We start from the raw sequence: 18,026 nt of genomic DNA, 5'->3' as shown, positions 1-18,026 counted from the left end.
CGTATATAAAAAGTAACAGGCGGATAACGGGAGTTATTCGCCTGTTGCTTTGTCAGTAATTACCTGAGACTGTTATACAATATCTCTACCGGGTGCAGCGCTTTTACACCTGTACCATCTTTAACCTGGTGGCGGCAACTGGTGCCTGGCGCCGCAATCAGCGTGCCTGCGGCAGCATTACGTACCGCGGGGAACAACACCATCTCGCCAATCTGCATACTCAGGTCGTAATGTTCAGTTTCATATCCGAAAGATCCCGCCATACCACAGCAACCGGAAGGGATGACTTCTACGGTATAATTTTTAGGCAGCGACAACATCTTCTTGCTATGAAGGGCAGATGACAATGCTTTTTGCTGGCAATGCCCGTGTAATTTGATATGTTGAGGAGCATCGGTAAACTGATCGGCCTTAATATGTCCTTTCTCTGCTTCGGCTGCCAGGAATTCATCTACCAGGAATACGTGTTTGGCTAATGTTTTCGCAGTGGCGCGAAGTTCTTCTCTGACGAGATCGGGGTACTCATCCCGGAAGCTCAGGATAGCCGAGGGTTCTATGCCCAATAGCGGTATGTTTTCATTGATAACGTCGCTGAATATACGAACATTCTTTTCGGCATACTCGCGGGCCTGGCGCAACAATCCCTTCGACATATAAGCACGGGCACTTTCCGGGTGTTCAATCATTTGCACGTCGTAACCCAGCCGGTGCAGCAGCTGTACCGCTTTAATACCAATGGTGGTATCGTTATAGTTGGTGAATTCGTCGCAGAAGAGATACACTTTTCGCTGACCAGTTGCAGTTCCCTGCTTTTCGAGTGGCCATTTTTCTTTGAACCATTTCCGCAGGGTAATGGTGTGTAAACCAGGCAGGGAGCGTTTGGACGCAAAGCCGGAAAACTTGCGGATGATGCCACCGGTAAAGGAATTGTTGATCACGGCATTGTACATACCTGGCGCAATAGCTGCCAGTCCGGATAACTTTGAATAGTTACCAATCATCCTGGCACGCAGCGGTACCCCGTTGGCATCGTAGTAGTGCTGTAGGAATTCCATTTTCAGTTTGGCCATATCCACGTTGGATGGGCATTCCGACTTACAGCCTTTACAAGCCAGGCAGAGGTCCAGCACTTCGTAAATTTCCTTATGGTCGAAACGGTTTTCTTTGGTGCTATGGGTGAGGAATTCCCGCAGGATATTAGCTCGGGCACGGGTGGTATCTTTTTCATTCCGGGTGGCCATATAGCTGGGGCACATGGTGCCTCCGCTCAACTGCGTTTTACGGCAGTCGCCGGAGCCATTACATTGTTCCGCATGTTGCAGCATGGTTTGGTCTGGGAAGTGAAAGATTGTTTTGATATCCGGTGCTTTCTGCCCGGGTTCGTACCGGAGCATACTGTTCATAGACGGTGTGTCTACGATCTTATTGGGGTTGAAGATATTCTCCGGGTCCCAGGTATATTTGATCTGGCGAAGCAGTTCATAGTTTTTGCCGCCCACCATCTGTTTAATAAACTCGCCCCGGAGGCGGCCGTCGCCGTGCTCCCCGCTGAGGGAGCCATGGTATTTTTTCACCAGGGTGGCAATTTCTTCGGCGATCTTGCGAAATAGCTGGTTACCTTCTTCCGTTTTCAGGTTGATGATAGGCCGAAGGTGTATTTCACCGCTACCGGCATGCGCGTAGTGTACTGCGTGCAGGTTATATTGGTGCAGGATATTGTTGAAATCGCGGATAAAATCGGGGAGGTCTTCCACGGCTACAGCGGTATCTTCAATTACCGGTACCGCTTTTTCATCACCAGGCAGGTTGCTGAGCAGGCCCAGACCGGCTTTGCGGAGGCCCCATATCTTCTTGGTATCTTCTCCGAAGAGCAGGGGGAAATGATAACCCAGTCCTGCTGCCTGAAGCGTTGCTTCCAGCTTGCCGGTGATCTCGATGATCTCTTCCCGGGTATTGCGGCAAAACTCTACCACCAGGATAGCGCCGGGATCTCCTTGTACGAAGAAACGGTTTTTACGTTGTTCGATGTTGTCTTTGGTACATTCCAGGATGTAGTGATCGATCAGCTCACTGGCGCTGGGCTTGTATTCCATCACCAGGATGTTGGCGCGCAGTGATTCATCGATGGTATTGAAATGTATGCAGAGCAGGCCCGTTTCTTTGGGGGGAAGCGGATCTATATGCAGTTTTATTTCGGTCAGGAAAGCCAGTGTACCTTCCGATCCGGCAATCAGCTTACAGAAGTTGAAATCTTCCGTACCGGCGGTGAACGGGTTGGTATCCAGCAGCATATCTACGGCGTAGCCGGTATTGCGGCGGGGAATGCTTTTCTTGGGAAATTCTCTCCGGATTTCATCCTGGAAAGTATGATTACTCAGGCTGGTGCGGATTTGCTTGTAGATGGCGGTTTCCAGCGTATCCGGGCCTTCACATTTACGGTGGAAGGCCTCGGCATCCATGCTGCCAAACACCACTTCTTCGCCGTTGCTGAGCAGGGCTTTTACTTCCAGGAGGTGTTCGCGGGTACTGCCATATACCACGGAGTTGGAGCCACAGGAGTTGTTGCCCACCATACCACCAATCATAGCACGGTTGGCGGTGGAGGTTTCCGGGCCAAAATAAAAGCCATGCGGCTTCAGGAACATGTTCAGCTCATCACGGATAACGCCCGGCTGCACACGTACCCAGCCTTCTTCTTTATTCAGTTCCAGTATCTTGGTGAAATTGCGGGATACATCTGTAATGATACCATTGCCCACCACCTGTCCGGCCAGCGAAGTACCGGCAGTACGGGGGATCAGGGAGGTTTTATTTTCACGCGCAAAACGGATCAGTGTCTTCAGATCATCGATATGCTGCGGAATAGCTACTGCCAGCGGCATTTCACGGTATGCCGACGCGTCGGTGGCATAGAGTGTCCGCATGGTATCGTCTGTATAAAGCGTGCCTTCCAGTTTCTGGGCCAATTGCTCTAGCTTGTCGCGCATCATGGTATGTACCGGTTTTGAGAGGGCGAAATTAATACTTCAGTCCGGCTTTTTTTCGGTTTTTTCTCACGCAAAGAAGCAAAGGAGGAAAGACGCAAAGGGTGTTTATTTTTTAGCCACTTTGCTGCTTTTAAGTTTGGCAGGCGCTTTCGCTGGTTCGCTCTTAGCTGCTTTGCCGCTTTTTGCCTTTGTGGGCGCTTTTGCTGGTTCGCTCTTAGCTGCTTTGCTGCTCTGCGCCTTTGCGGGTGTTTTCGCAGGCCCGCTCTTAGCCGCTTTGCTGCTCTTCACCTTTGCGGGCGCCTTCACCGCCGCGTCCCCGGTAACAAACACCGGCTTCTTTACGGTTATCCCGCACACCGCCTCAAACTTTTCTGTCATATACAACGCCAATTCCGGTGAAGTAGCCTCATCATGCATGTGCATGAAAAAATATACTTCTTCCAAACCCTTATCCAGCCAGTATTTAATACGGTTGGCCCAGTCATCGATGCGGGTATAATCTGTGGGATGCAGGCTGTTGCCCACAAACCGGATGAATATTTTGGGAACGGTTAAGTGCATATGGGCAATGTCTCTACGGCCGGCTGTATCGGTAATAATAGCGCCTACGTTGAGTTCCCGCAGCTTATTGAAGAGTTCCATCCGCACAGCTTCATCTTCAAACCATTGCGGGTGGCGCAACTCCACAAAAAACTGGAGGTCTTTCGGCAGGGAAGCCAGGTATTGGTATAAATTATCACGTTTCGCAGGGCCAAACTTATCACTCAGTTGCAGGAAAATAGGCCCCAGATGCTCCCCAAAAGCCAGTACACCCTCCAGGAAAGAGGTAGTTTTGTCGCCGGCATTGATCAACGTACTGAAATGGCTGATGCTTTGCGGCACTTTAGGACAAAATTTAAAATCCATGCCCGCCGCTTTAACATCCCATTTGGCAATGGTAGCAGGGCCATAGATCTGGTAGTGCGTGGCATTCAGTTCAATACTGTTGAAATGCTTTACATATTCATCCAGGAAATTGGCTTCCTTGGTGCCTTGTGGATATATTTTCCCGATCCATTCTTTTCTTCCCCACTTGGCGCAACCCAGGTAAGTGAGCGGATGCGCTACCGGACGGCCTTTTAGCACTTGTTTATTAAACAGCGGTTCAGCAGGTAGTTTAAAATCGATATCTGATAACATAGCTTCTGGAACGCGACCAAAATCCATAAAGGGGAATTTAAGGGTGAGCAGGAAATCACATGACGATACAAAGATAGGGGAAAGCATAAAGCAGACAGCCGAAAGCCGAAAGCAAAAAAGCGATGATAGCAAATGGTAACACCGCTTTTAAATATCTCCAAAGATTATTCGCGTCAATTAGCTGTTTACTTTGTACCTGGCGCTTTTTGTGAAAAAATAATATTTTTTTACAGCTCCTTTGTTTTCTTGTTTTTACAAGTTAACTTAATAAAGATTATCAATTAATTAGCATGGAAATTTTACACATCAGCGCGGAATGTTACCCGGTAGCCAAAGTAGGCGGACTAGGTGATGTGGTGGGGGCATTACCCAAATATCAGCACCAGTTGGGAAATTTTGCCAAAGTAGTGGTACCCGCTTACCGGACAAAGTATTATGATACACATGAATTTGATGTGGTACACCAGGCCGGTATGTGGCTGGGGCATGACTGGTACCACTTTAATGTATTGAAAGAAAGAAGTAACGAACTGGGCTTCGACCTGTACCTGGTAGATATTCCCGGTTTGCTCGATACGCCGGGCGTGTATGGTTATCCAAATGATACAGAACGCTTCCTGGCTTTCCAGGTGGCGGTGCTGGACTGGATCAACGAATGGCAACACCAGCCGGATGTGATTCATATTCATGATCATCATACGGGACTTATCCCATTCCTGATGTACTATGGGTATAAGTATGGCCGCCTGAAAGATATTCCTTCCGTGCTCACCATTCATAACGCTCAATACCAGGGCCAGTTTGGATGGGATAAGCTGTACCTCATTCCTTCCTTTGACCTGTGGAAGTCGGGCCTGCTCGACTGGGGCGGGGCCATTAACCCACTGGCAGCAGCAATTAAATGCGCCTGGCGGGTAACCACCGTATCGCCAGGTTACCTGGAGGAGTTATTTTATAATGCCAATGGCCTGGAGAGCCTCATCAGCCAGGAAAAAGATAAAATGGTAGGGATATTGAACGGGATTGATACGGCGGTATGGGATCCTGAAGCAGATCATATGTTGCCCGCCAACTATGATATTGACACAATGGACGATGGCAAGCACCAAAACAAGGAACAACTCTGTGAACGGTTCGGACTGGATGCCACTTTGCCGCTGATCGCCTTTATAGGCCGGCTGGTGGGCGATAAGGGAGCAGATCTGCTCCCCGAAATTATCGGCCGTTCCCTGCACGAACTCCCCGGGGAAGTGAATTTCCTGGTGCTGGGAAGTGGCGACCCGCACATTGAGTGGTCGCTGCAGCAAACCCGGCAAACAGTTAGCTATGGTTTTAATGTACATATAGGATACGACGAATCCTTATCGCACCTGATCTATGCCGGCGCCGATTTCCTGTTAATGCCTTCCCGGGTAGAGCCCTGCGGACTTAACCAGATGTATGCGCTCCGCTACGGTACCATACCCATGGTACGCAGCACGGGGGGATTAAAAGACACGGTAATCGATTTTGGAGACAACGATGGCGTAGGTATACGATTTAACCAGGCGGGCGTCTGGGACGTTTGTTATTCCGTAAAACGGGCTACTGAACTGTATCACGATCCTGCACACCTCGAAGAAGTCCGTCTGAGAGGGATGAAACGGGACCACTCCTGGGGAAGCTCCGCGCAGCGTTACCTCAGCATGTACAGTAGTATGAAGTAATATGACATTGCATATTAAATTTTGAACGATGATCTTCTAAAACCAATTCCATTTATGACAAATGATGTAATATCCATTATTCTCGGAGGTGGGGCCGGCACCCGCCTATATCCGCTTACCCGCCGCCGTTCAAAGCCCGCGGTGCCCCTGGCCGGTAAATACAGATTGGTGGATATTCCCATCTCCAATTGTTTGAATGCTGAACTGAACCGCATCTTTGTGCTAACACAGTTCAACTCGGCCTCCCTGAACAAACACATCAAAAACACGTACCACTTCAGCAATTTCGACAAGGGATTTGTGGACATCCTCGCGGCGGAGCAAACCCCCGATAACCCCACCTGGTACCAGGGTACAGCCGATGCCGTACGACAGTGTATTCACCACATGGAAAATTTTGAGTTCGAATATGTACTCATCCTCTCCGGTGACCAGCTGTACCAGATGGATTTTAAAAAGATGATCCGCCATCATATTGATACCGGCGCGGAAATTTCCATCGCTACTATCCCGGTGAACGCCAGGGACGCTTCTGATTTTGGTATTTTAAAGCAGAATGAAGAAGGCGCCATTGTGTCGTTTACCGAAAAACCATCCCAGGCAGTACTGCCGCCATGGGCGTCGGAAGTAAGCGAAGAAATGCAGAAGGAAGGGCGCATCTACCTGGCCAGCATGGGGATCTATATCTTCAACCGGCAGGTGCTGTTCGACATGCTCAATGATAAGCCCGATGCTACCGACTTCGGCAAGCAAATCATCCCGCAGGCCATAGAAGCCCAGCGCCGCATTTTCAGCTACCAGTATGAAGGATACTGGACCGATATCGGAAATATTCAGTCGTATTTTGAGGCTAATATCGGCCTCACAGATGAAATTCCCCTTTTTAACCTCTTCAATGAGTCGCAAACCATCTATTCCAGGGCCCGGATGTTGCCACCTTCAAAAATTTCCGGTACCATGGAGAAAACAATGATCGCCGATGGTTGTATTATAATGGCGAACCGCCTCGAAAGGGTAGTGGTAGGTATACGTACCCGCATCGGCAAAGGCACAGAAATCAGCAATGCCTATATCATGGGCAGCGATTACTATCAAACCCTCGATGAAATTGAAAAAGCCAAGGCCCAGGGACGCCCGTTTATGGGAATCGGTGAAAATTGCGTGATCAACAATGCTATCATCGATAAAAATTGCGCCATCGGAAACGGTGTACATATCAACGGAGGTAAACACCTGGCCGACGGCGATTTCGAAAAGTATACCGTGAAAGACGGCATTGTAGTTGTTAAAAAAGGAGTAATCCTGGAAGACGGATTCAGTATTTAACAAAACCAGTAACATGCGACTGTCAATAGAGCGGAAATCTACCAAGATATACCCTGACCTGAAACGGGTTGTAGCAAGATTTTTCTTCAACGGAGAAGCCAGGGCTAAATCCATCATTCAATTGGTAGCCGCTATGAACGATGCGGAAGTAGACATAACCATTATGCCTATACTAAGAGAGTTCTCCCGTCGCCATAGAAATATTACGCGCATTTTTGAACGGCATGCCGACAGGCTCCGGCACCTCTTTCCCAGCCTCAACCTAAATTATGATAGCCTGTCACACAAACGAAAGTTGTTGACAGGCTCCTATTTCACCAACGAATATTCGATCGAATCCGCCGCTTTCTTCAACCCCTCCCTCATCGAAGATGTGGATCAGAGCGGCCTGGAAGAAGGCGAAAAACGCGTAATCATGAGTTTCCGGGCCGTGGGAGAAGGACACGTTTCTTCCATTGCCTTCCGCTCCGGCATCATTAATAAAAACAACGAAATTTCCCTGATATCCCCGGGCAACTACGTGGATGAAGCAGAAATTATCCGGAACTCCAGGTACGTCAAACATAGTTTCTTCCAAAACGCTGTATCCATCCGGCTGCCCGACTCGGTGATGCAGGAAATACAAAACAGCCTGCCCGATGAATTCGAATACCTGGCCCTGAAAAAAGTGATCCGGGAAATGCAGCAGCGATTCCAGGTGGACCACCTCCTGAAAAAAGGCCTGGAAAGAATGTTGTGGCTGGCAGACTCTTACTATGAACTGAATTTTTCACTTGATACTGACTTGTCCGACCGGGTTATTTTTCCCTACTCAGAGGCTGAAAGCAGGGGGATAGAAGATGCCCGCTTTGTGAAGTATACCAGCGAAAACGGGAATGTCACCTACTATGCCACCTACACGGCATACGATGGTATTACTATTCAGCCCAAACTGCTGCAAACGAAAGACTTCTATGATTTCAACATTATGCCGCTCTACGGGGAAGGCGCCCAAAACAAAAACCTGGCCCTGTTTCCCCGTAAAATAAATGGCAAATACGTCATGATTTCCCGTATTGATGGTATCAACGGTTACATCATGTATTCCGATAAGATCAATATCTGGGAAAATCCACAACTGTTACACCGCCCTAAATATGCGTGGGAATTTGTACAGGTAGGAAACTGCGGCTCGCCGATAGAAACGCCCGAAGGATGGCTGGTAATTACCCATGGCGTTGGCTCTATGCGTACTTACTGTATAGGAGCCAGTTTGCTCGACCTCAACGATCCAGGCAGGGAAATCGGCCGCCTGCGCGAGCCCCTGCTTATGCCCAATAAAGACGAGCGGGAAGGATACGTACCCAACGTGTTGTACTCTTGCGGCTCCATGGTACATAACGATGAACTGATTATTCCCTACGGTTTATCCGACTACGCATCGGGATTTGCCACCGTAAACCTGGAGAAATTGCTTGCACAGATAAAAGCGGATGGCGTTTAAATCTCTCCCCGAAAACTACATACGGGCATACAATGCCAGGTATTGCGCTACCATTTTTTCCGTACTGAAATTTTCCCTGGCGTGCACATGACATTGTTCACGGCTGATGGACTGTAAGGCGGCTACGCGGGCTACGGCCTCGGGCAGGTTATTAACGAGGAAGCCGGTTTGCCCGTCTATGATCAGCTCCGGCATAGCTCCCCGGTTAAAGGCGATCACCGGGGTACCGCAAAGCATGGCCTCTGCTACACTCAGTCCAAACGGTTCATCGAAATGAATCAGGTGCAGTAACGCTAAGGCCTTACCCAGCAAGGCACTGCGCTGGGCGCCGCCAACAGGGCCTACAAATTTGATCTGTTCCTGGTCTACAAACGGCAGCACTCTTTCCCGGTAGTACTGTTCATCTTGTATAATACCTGCTATTACCAGCGGTAGCCCGGTATGCCGGGCCACCTGGATAGCATCATGCGCACCCTTGTCGGGATGGATACGCCCGTAATACAACAGGTACCTGTCGGCCTGCGGCTCATAGGGAAAATCAGCGGTATTGATACCGTTATAAATAGTTGCCGCATATTTCAACGCCGGATGGCGATCGGCATTACTGATAGATACATATCGGCCTATATCATTGTACCGTTGGTATACCGGTATTATTTTAGGAGAAGAAAAACCATGGATGGTGGTCACCATGGGGGTTTTTACCAACCGCGAATAGGTGAGGGGTAAGAAATCGAAATGGCTGTGCAGGATATCAAAATTCCCGGCCTGTTCCATAAAATAACTGATATGCATACACTCTGTTACTTTGGCATCGGCGTCCCGGTCTTCTTCATATCCTTTGGGGCAGATCGCCGCGAGGTGTCCGCTGGTGTGTGAATCGCCCGTAGCAAAGAGGGTTACATCAACACCTTTAGCTACCAGCCCTTCTGCCAGGTTGCTGGCCATTTGTTCCCAGGGGCCGTAATGCCGGGGAGGCGTACGCCAGGCTACCGGCGCCAGTATGGCTATTTTCATGAATGGGGTGTTTTTGGAGAGAGATGAGTCAAATCAGGGGCCAAAGCAATTCGGTCGTCAGGGGCGGGAAATAAACATGCAACACCTCTCCGGGAAAAGGTGTTGCATACTACGGTAGTAACCAGGTAATTACTTATCCCCGTTTAATGAGCCTGATCAGCCAGATCAGGATAATAGAGCCCAGCAAAGCCGTGAGCAACGAGCCAATAAGGCTGTTACCCATGTGAATGCCCAGCCGGCCAAATATCCAGCCGCCAAACCAGCCGCCAATAACGCCAACAACAATGTCTATAATAATCCCGAAACCCTCTCCACGCATAATTTTACCGGCCAGCCATCCTGCAATGCCGCCGATTATCAGAGTCCAAATCATAATGAATGCATTTAGTGCTAAATTGAATATACTACTAAATTTGAATACATAAATAAATCGGGGATGGCGAACCGGAGAATTAATTTTGGATCACGTTCTAACTATTTAACTAACTTCGTACATTCAAAAATTTCGATGTATTGGCACGCATCGTTCTATAATTGATCATTTGTAATTCGCAACTCAATATGCTGGAGTATATTCCTTATGGGAAAACTGGTTATTTCAACCAGCTGGTAACAGATTTTTTAGCCGAGCATTCGCACATCAGACCGTTTTATACCTATTCTCCCGTGCATCCGGATTTTGGAGCAGCCATCCAGGCCAGGCAAGGATTTAATACACCGCGCGCCGAACTGGTAAAGGCTTTGGAACAACAATATGCCTCACTCGAACCGGTAAAAGCCGTACAGGATAATGTTACGGCGCTGTTACAACCCACTACGTTTACGGTGTGCACCGCGCATCAACCCAACATTTTCACCGGCTATCTTTATTTCGCCTATAAGATCCTGCAAACGATCAAACTTTGCCAGGAGCTGAAACAGCAATACCCGCAACACCACTTTGTGCCGGTGTATTATATGGGCAGTGAAGATGCCGACCTGGAAGAACTGGGCAGCATCTACCTCGATGGTAAAACCCTCACCTGGAATACCAGCCAGCAGGGCGCTGTAGGGCGTATGCATCCCGATGGACTCGAAGCGCTGATCGCCGAAGTCAAGCAATCGCTGGGCTATGCGCCCCATGGTGCGGAGCTGCTGGAACTGCTCAATAAGGCTTACCTCGAACACCGCAATATCCAGGATGCTACTTTATACCTGGTACACGCACTTTTCGGCCGCTTTGGCCTGGTTGTACTGGTGCCCGATAATGCTGCCCTGAAGCGTTTGTACATCCCCGTTATGAAGGATGAACTATTCCACCAGGCTTCCCATGCAATCGTAAATGAGACGATGGAAAAGCTGTCGGCACACTATAAAGTACAGGCCAACCCCCGTGAAATAAATCTGTTCTATCTGCAGGACGGTAGCCGGGAACGTATTGTACAGGAAGGCGGGGAGTGGAAAGTATTACACACCTCGTTGACTTTTACCGCCAGTTCACTGGAAGCGGAACTGGAAGCGCACCCCGAAAAATTTAGTCCCAATGTTATTTTACGCGGTATGTTCCAGGAAACGATCCTGCCCAACATCGCATTTGTTGGTGGTGGAGGCGAAATCGCCTACTGGCTGGAACTGAAGCAGCTGTTTGCTCACTACGGCGTACCTTACCCGGTGCTGCTGTTGCGCAATTCCCTGTTGCTCACCGACCAGCCGTCGATGCAGCGTATGCTTAAACTGGGCCTCAATGCTACCATGCTGTTTAGGCCTACGGAAGATATCGTGAACGACTATGTGAAACAACATACCAATACATCGTTGGTATTGAAAGATGAATATACCGCGGTGGAGCATTTATTCGACGCCCTGGAAGTCAAGGCACGTAATATTGATGTAACCCTGGTGGCTACTACCGCTACAGAAAGGAAGCGGGCGCTCAAAGCCATTGGTAAACTGGAGCATAAATTCCTGCGGGCAGAAAAGAAGAAGTTTGCCTGGCAAACCGACCAGATCAGGGGTGTTAAAAACAGGTGGTTCCCTGCCGGCTCCCTCCAGGAACGTAAGGAAAACTTTATGCCCTGGTTTGCACAGGAAGGCCCTGCTTTCTTCGACAGGATACTGGCCGCATTAACGCCGGTAACCGACCAGTTTACAATTTTGGGAGAAGAATAAAGGAAATAAACTTAATAAAAATACAAACGCCGGTAATATCCTTACCGGCGTTTGTATTTTGTCAAATATCTCATTATTAATTACTTATAACGATATGTTGCAAAGAAATTTTCAAAATTTTATCTGCCCCAACGCTTTATTCATGTCCTTCATCAGCGACAGGATAGCAACCAGCTGATCATGCACCTGTTTTGTTTCCAGCATCTCATCCCTCACAGGGGTAGCCCCTTTACCTTCATTAATTTCCTGCTGGCGCTGGTGCACCAGGCTTTCCAGGTGCGCATCGAGCCGGTCAAAGGCGTGAACAATGGGCGATGGCTGGGCGTTGGCGCTGGTAGCCGGGTCCATCATCAGTTGCAGTTGATCCATGTAATGCAACAGGTAATCGGTGATCTCACGATATTCCGGGCGGGGAAACTGCACACCATGATGCATGCTGTAACCCGCCAGGGTAGCGGTATGAGAGGTAAGGGTGTGATTCAGTACCACGTAGTGATATACTTCCGATGGATGCTTTTGTTTGCTCTTTGGTTCTGACAGCATACGCTGGAAGGCCGCCATCATATTGGCAGAAGCTACATAGGTGTCTTTCCTTGCCAGTTTAAAATCAGTGACGGCCACCTTTTCGTTGGAGTAAGCCCGCATCACCAACTCAAAATATTTGCTGTTGGCGCTCATCATCTTCTTCATATAATCCGGCAGGAAGTTATGCTCCCAGGTAGGCCAGAGGAGCATGTTGGCAAAAAAGGCCAGGCCTCCGCCAATAAAGGTATCCAGCACCCGCTGGGTAAGATTGTAGAGGTCGGACGGATGCAGGAAATGTAACAGGAAAATGACAAAGGGCGTAGTGAAAAATACACTCAGCGTATACTGGATAGTCATGAAGCTATAAGCGCCCAGGATACAGAGCAGCATCATGATGAAGATCACGGTATTGTTGTGGGTGAGGTATAGCAGCCCTGCGGCAAATAAGGCGCCGGTAACAGTGCCTATCAGGCGTTGAATGCTCCTCGATTTGGTAAGCCCGAAACCGGGCTTCAGGATCACCACTACGGTCAGTAAAATCCAGTACACCCGGTCCAGGTGCAGGGCAAGCCCTAGCCCATAACCCGCTACGGTAGCCATGCTTACACGGATGGCATGCCGGAAGATATGTGACTTGAACGTAAGGTTATCCCGGAATGTTTCAAAGTCGTATTTCTGGCGGGTGGTAAATTTTGATAGCTCCAGCTTGGGATCTATCGATTCGTCTTTCAATCGCTCCAACCGCGTAAGGCGATGCAGGTTATAAATACGCTGCGCCATGTCCTGCAGGTTTTGCAGGATGTTGGTAAGCGGGATGGTGCGGGTTCTTTCCTTGAGGGTGGGCAGTTGCAGCGTAATGTCGGCAATGGCTTGCTTTACCTTTTCCATTTCTGCCTTCAGGTTATTTTTAGGTAAGGAGCGCTGACCGGCAGCTACGGCGATACCGATATTGCGCAGCTCCTGTGCAAAGGCCAGGATGACGGTATGGAATTTTTCTAGTATGTCCAGGTCTTTGAAATCAGCCTGCAGGGCGTTGTAGTCTGTTTGGGAGGCCATGATCTGCTCCTGGAGGTCTACCATGTCCAGGAAAATAAGCACCATGCTTTTGTTGATGCTGGTAGTTCCCTGTTGAGCGGAACGTCTTTTCAGCAGCAGCTCCCGGACATTCTCCTGCTTTTCGTTAACGATCACCTGTTGCGCCAGTACCGCCTTATAGTTGTCGATCACATTGACGCCCGGCGTATAAAAATTGGCCCGTTGCTCCAGGTAGCGGGCTGTTTGGGTGATACAATCGCCCAGGGCCTGTTGTACGTTGAGATAGGGGCGTATCTGCCACAACACCAGTGCCAGCGCGGCATACCAGATACTACCCAGCAATACCATAGAAGCGTGCAGGAGAGTTAGTTGCGGCGTGAGCTGGGTTTCGCCCAATATGGATACCATGACGAGTAAACAGCCGGTGCCGATATTGCCGCCCCGGTTCCCGTATACCAGCATCATGGCAAAAACAAAGCAGCAAACCACTATCCAGAAGGCCATTGGGATAGGGTAAGGGATCAGCAGTCCCGTGCCCAACGCGGTAAAGAAAATGAGGATGGTGCTGATGATCAGCCCATTCCGTTTATGGATAATAGTACCCGGTACATCACTGAGAGCAGTACACAACGCCCCCATCGACATGGCAATGCCCAATCCCAGCTCATCGAAATACGCAAATACCAGCGAAGGTACTACCACACTGATGGTGGTACGCATACCGTTGCTGAAATGATAACTGTAAAGGAAATTTTTAATGTTATTGATTCGCTGTTCTGTACGCAAACGTATACGGGTTTTTGATGGCCAAAGATAGGGAAAAGCTTTTCGGTTTTTTCCAACACCAAATTTAATTGTAATTGTTCTTTTTACTATATTTATAATCAGACTCTTAGGTGATCGCGGCATACTGCGGACAGAGGCTATTGGCTGGCAATTGTGTATAAATAATTACGGTATATTATGGCTTCTCACTTAAATTACTTTTTGATTTAAAATTATATCTTTGACGCCTTAAAAAACCTCGGAGTACGACGTGCGCTTAAAAACACTAGAAATTAAAGGCTTTAAAAGTTTTGCAGATAAAACCGTTTTGCAGTTTGACGAAGGCATCACTGGGGTGATTGGGCCAAACGGTTGTGGCAAAAGTAATATCATCGACTCCATTCGCTGGGTAATCGGCGAACATAAAATCAGCAACCTCAGATCTGATAACCAGGCTGGCCTGGTATTCAATGGGTCCAAAAGCCGTTCCGCCAGCGGGATGGCGGAAGTTAGCCTCACCTTCGAGAATACCAAAAATGTACTCCCCACCGAGTTTACCACGGTGACGATTACACGCAAATTTTACAAAAATGGCGATAGCGAATACCGTCTCAACGACGTAGCCTGCCGCCTGAAAGATATCCATAACCTGTTCATGGACACCGGCGTGAGCACCGACTCCTACGCCATCATCGAACTGGGAATGGTAGACGATATTATCAAGGATAAGGAAAACAGCCGTCGCCGGATGTTGGAACAGGCGGCCGGTATCTCTATCTACAAAACCCGTAAAAAGGAAGCCAAATCCAAGCTGGATGCCACCGAAGGAGATCTGAACCGCATTGAAGACCTCCTGTTCGAGATCAACAATAACCTTAAAACCCTGGAAAGCCAGGCCCGCAAAGCCGAACGCTTCTACGAGGTAAAAAAGGAATACCGCGATATCAGCATTGAACTGGCCAAAGCCGCCCTGGAAGGATTTAACATCACCTTCAAGGAACTGTCGGATACCCAACAATCGGAAAGCGACCGTAAACTGGCCCTGGAAACAGAAATCCTCACCGCCGAAGCGGCCGTGGAACAAGATAAGCTCCATTTCGTAGCCAAAGAAAGAGAACTGCAATCCATGCAGAAATCTTTTAATGAGCTGGTATCCACCATCCGTACCAAAGAAAACGATAAAAACCTCGCCACGCAGCAACTGACCTACCTGCGCGAACGGGAAAAAAATATTAACGACTTCCTCAACAGTGCAGAAGGACAATTACAGGGACTCACCGCCTCCATTGAATTTACAGAAAAACAGGTGGTAGAGGAGAACGAAGTGTTCGAAACCATGGCCGACGAACTGGAAACATTGCGCGACATGGTGGAGGAAAAGAAAGAACGCTTCCATCAAAAGAAACAGGCCCTCGAAACCCTGCGCAACGACCAGCAACGCTGGCAACGCCAACAGTTTGAAGCCGAAAAGAAAGTAGCCGTTGCCGATACTTCCGTGATGAACCTGCAACGTAGTATGCAGCAACTCCAGGAAGAAAAGGCCAATCGCCTGCAACAAATTGCGCAACTGGAAACGGAGAAAACAGCCCTGCAGGAAACGCTGAATACCAGCAAAACAGAGCTGGATGACATGGTCCGCTTCCAGGAAGAAACCAAAAGCAAGATCCTCGCTACCCAATCCGATATTGAAGGACTCCGCGATAAACTGGTGGATGAAAACCGTAGCCTCGATTCCAAAAAGAACGAGTACGACCTCCTCAAATCGCTGGTAGACAGCCTGGAAGGCTACCCTGAAAGTATCAAGTTCCTGAAAAAGAATCCCGACTGGAATAATAATGCCCCCATCCTCAGTGATATATTCTTTTGTAAGGAAGAATACCGTACCTGCGTGGAAAATCTCCTCGAGCCTTACCTGAGCTACTACGTAGTCAACAATGTGCACGAGGCGGTACAGGCCATCCAGCTGCTCGACAGTAACAAGAAAGGGAAAGCCAACTTCTTTATCCTGGACCAGTTCCGTACTGACTCCACGCCGCTGCTGGCGCCTCCTGGCACCATCCCCGCGCTGGAAGTGGTGGAAATAGAAGAAAAATATAAAGGCCTGGGGCAGCACCTGCTCGGTAAAGTGTTTATCGGGGAAGACCTCACCCGCCTGGAATTCAGCCAGCTGGCCGACGAAAGAATGCTGCTGGTAGAGAAATCTGGCCGCATGCATCGCGGTAAATATAATATCAGTGGTGGTTCTGTAGGACTCTTTGAAGGCAAAAAGCTGGGAAGGGCCAAGAACCTGGAAAAGCTGGAAGTAGAAATCAAAGACCTCGAAGCGGTAGTAGGCCGGCTGAGAGTGGCTTTGCAAGACAAACACAACGAAGTACTCGGATATAACAGCCAGTTAAACGAAAGTAACCTCAACGCCGCCCGTGAAAAGGTAAACCAACTGAGCAACCAGCTCTTTGGCCTCCAGAACCGGATTGAAAACTTTCACCACCTCATCGAAGCCGGCGATAAACGCCTCGAAGAAATGCAGCAATCCCTGGAAACCAACCAGGAAAGCATTTCCGGCGTAAAAGACGAACTCGATAGCCTGAATGAAAGAGTAGCTGAACTGCAGGACAGCATCGCAGATGCCGACCGCATGGCCCAGGAGGCGGAACAACAGTTTAACATGGCCACTGTACAGTTTAATAACCAGAACCTGCAGCATACCCGCCAGCAGAGCAAGGTACAGGCCCTCAAGCAGGAACTGGAATTTAAACGCAAACAGCTGACCGATCTCCACACCCAGATCACCAGCAATAAAACACAGCTGGAAGATGCGGTCGCCAATATAGCCACCGTGGTGGAAAAATTAAGCCACGCAGATGATGGACTGGTAGAACTATTCCGCCAGCGTGAAGAAGACGAAAAGGCGCTCAACGAAAAAGACCAGGAATACTATAATTTCCGTAACCACCTCCAGGAGCTGGAAAGCACACTGAGAACTAAACAGCGGGCCAAAGAACAACTGGAACAACAACTTAATACCATCAAGGATAAAGTGAATGAGCTGAAACTGCAACTGACCACCATGAAGGAAAGGCTCAGCGTGGAGTTTAAAGTGAACCTCGATGAAATCATTGATGAACAGCGGAGTTCCGAACTGCCGGTAGAAGAGCTGCAGGCCAGTGCGGAGCGACTCAAGAAGCGCATGGAGAATATGGGTGAAATTAACCCTACTGCCATCGAAGCTTACCAGGAAATGAAAAAGAGATATGAATTTATCCTGGAACAAAAGACCGACCTGGTAAACGCGAAAGACTCTCTGCTGGCCACTATCCAGGAGGTAGAGTCAACCGCCAACCAGAAGTTCCTCGACACTTTCAACCAGGTAAAGGAAAACTTTATCCGTGTATTTAAGGCGTTGTTTACCGAAGAAGACCAGTGCGATATGATCCTGAGTGATCCCGAAAACCTGGCCGATACCGGTATTGAAATTATCGCGAAACCAAAAGGTAAACGCCCCGCGGCTATTACGCAGCTGTCGGGAGGGGAGAAAACCCTGACCGCTACCGCGCTGTTGTTTGCCATTTACCTGATCAAACCGGCGCCGTTCTGTATCCTCGATGAGGTGGATGCGCCACTGGATGATGCCAATGTGGGCAAGTTTACCAATATGATCAGGAAGTTTTCCGATAATTCACAATTTATTATTGTAACACACAACAAGCAAACCATGGCCGCTGTAGACGTTATTTACGGCGTTACTATGCAGGAACCGGGGGTAAGTAAGCTGGTACCAGTAGATTTCAGAAGTCTGAACTAGTTAACTGGTTTAATTGTTGTAAAAGCATTCGACAACTTTATTCTTTATTCTAG

10 protein-coding genes are annotated in these 18,026 nt (G+C 48.8%); 5 read left to right on the top strand and 5 right to left on the bottom strand.

Annotated features, from left to right (window positions below; all coding sequences use genetic code 11):
- Positions 1 to 59 precede the first annotated feature (59 nt).
- Positions 60 to 2,990, bottom strand: coding sequence for an FAD-binding and (Fe-S)-binding domain-containing protein (locus FHW36_RS17475; protein ID WP_246121176.1), 2,931 nt, complete (start codon positions 2,988 to 2,990; stop codon positions 60 to 62).
- 102 nt (positions 2,991 to 3,092) lie between these two features.
- Positions 3,093 to 4,193, bottom strand: coding sequence for a DUF72 domain-containing protein (locus tag FHW36_RS17470; RefSeq protein WP_145670863.1), 1,101 nt, complete (start codon positions 4,191 to 4,193; stop codon positions 3,093 to 3,095).
- 263 nt (positions 4,194 to 4,456) lie between these two features.
- Here FHW36_RS17470 and FHW36_RS17465 point away from each other — a divergent pair, with 263 nt between their 5' ends.
- The 3 genes from FHW36_RS17465 to FHW36_RS17455 are packed head-to-tail and all read left to right on the top strand — an operon-like array spanning position 4,457 to position 8,681.
- Positions 4,457 to 5,872 carry a glycogen synthase gene (locus FHW36_RS17465; RefSeq protein ID WP_145670862.1) on the top strand — a complete coding sequence of 472 codons (1,416 nt, stop codon included), beginning with the start codon at positions 4,457 to 4,459 and terminating at the stop codon, positions 5,870 to 5,872.
- Positions 5,873 to 5,926: 54 nt separating this feature from the next.
- Entirely contained in the window at positions 5,927 to 7,198 is a 1,272-nt protein-coding gene (locus tag FHW36_RS17460) for a glucose-1-phosphate adenylyltransferase (protein ID WP_145670861.1), read from the top strand.
- Between the two features lie 13 nt (positions 7,199 to 7,211).
- On the top strand, positions 7,212 to 8,681 hold the full coding sequence (locus tag FHW36_RS17455) for a glycoside hydrolase family 130 protein (RefSeq protein ID WP_145670860.1): 1,470 nt from the start codon (positions 7,212 to 7,214) through the stop codon (positions 8,679 to 8,681).
- Between the two features lie 15 nt (positions 8,682 to 8,696).
- Here the strand turns inward: FHW36_RS17455 and FHW36_RS17450 are convergent, their stop codons facing one another.
- Both FHW36_RS17450 and FHW36_RS17445 read right to left on the bottom strand, forming a co-directional pair.
- Complete coding sequence (locus FHW36_RS17450; RefSeq protein ID WP_145670859.1) at positions 8,697 to 9,698, bottom strand: glycosyltransferase family 4 protein; 1,002 nt, start codon at positions 9,696 to 9,698, stop codon at positions 8,697 to 8,699.
- Between the two features lie 133 nt (positions 9,699 to 9,831).
- On the bottom strand, positions 9,832 to 10,071 hold the full coding sequence (locus tag FHW36_RS17445; RefSeq protein ID WP_145670858.1) for a GlsB/YeaQ/YmgE family stress response membrane protein: 240 nt from the start codon (positions 10,069 to 10,071) through the stop codon (positions 9,832 to 9,834).
- 188 nt (positions 10,072 to 10,259) lie between these two features.
- Here FHW36_RS17445 and bshC point away from each other — a divergent pair, with 188 nt between their 5' ends.
- A complete protein-coding gene (gene bshC, locus FHW36_RS17440; RefSeq protein ID WP_145670857.1) occupies positions 10,260 to 11,846 on the top strand; it encodes a bacillithiol biosynthesis cysteine-adding enzyme BshC in 1,587 nt (528 codons plus the stop codon).
- 111 nt (positions 11,847 to 11,957) lie between these two features.
- Here bshC and FHW36_RS17435 read toward each other — a convergent pair whose 3' ends face one another.
- Positions 11,958 to 14,192: an FUSC family protein gene (locus FHW36_RS17435; protein WP_186452498.1), complete on the bottom strand. Its 2,235-nt coding sequence runs from the start codon at positions 14,190 to 14,192 to the stop codon at positions 11,958 to 11,960.
- Between the two features lie 250 nt (positions 14,193 to 14,442).
- Here FHW36_RS17435 and smc point away from each other — a divergent pair, with 250 nt between their 5' ends.
- Entirely contained in the window at positions 14,443 to 17,973 is a 3,531-nt protein-coding gene (smc, locus tag FHW36_RS17430; protein ID WP_145670855.1) for a chromosome segregation protein SMC, read from the top strand.
- Positions 17,974 to 18,026 lie beyond the last annotated feature (53 nt).

It is taken from the genome of Chitinophaga polysaccharea, from assembly GCF_007829335.1.
Classification (GTDB): Bacteria; Bacteroidota; Bacteroidia; order Chitinophagales; family Chitinophagaceae; genus Chitinophaga; species Chitinophaga polysaccharea_B.
The sequence above is the reverse complement of the archived record's forward strand: the minus strand, read 5'-3'. Positions and strand labels throughout refer to the sequence as shown.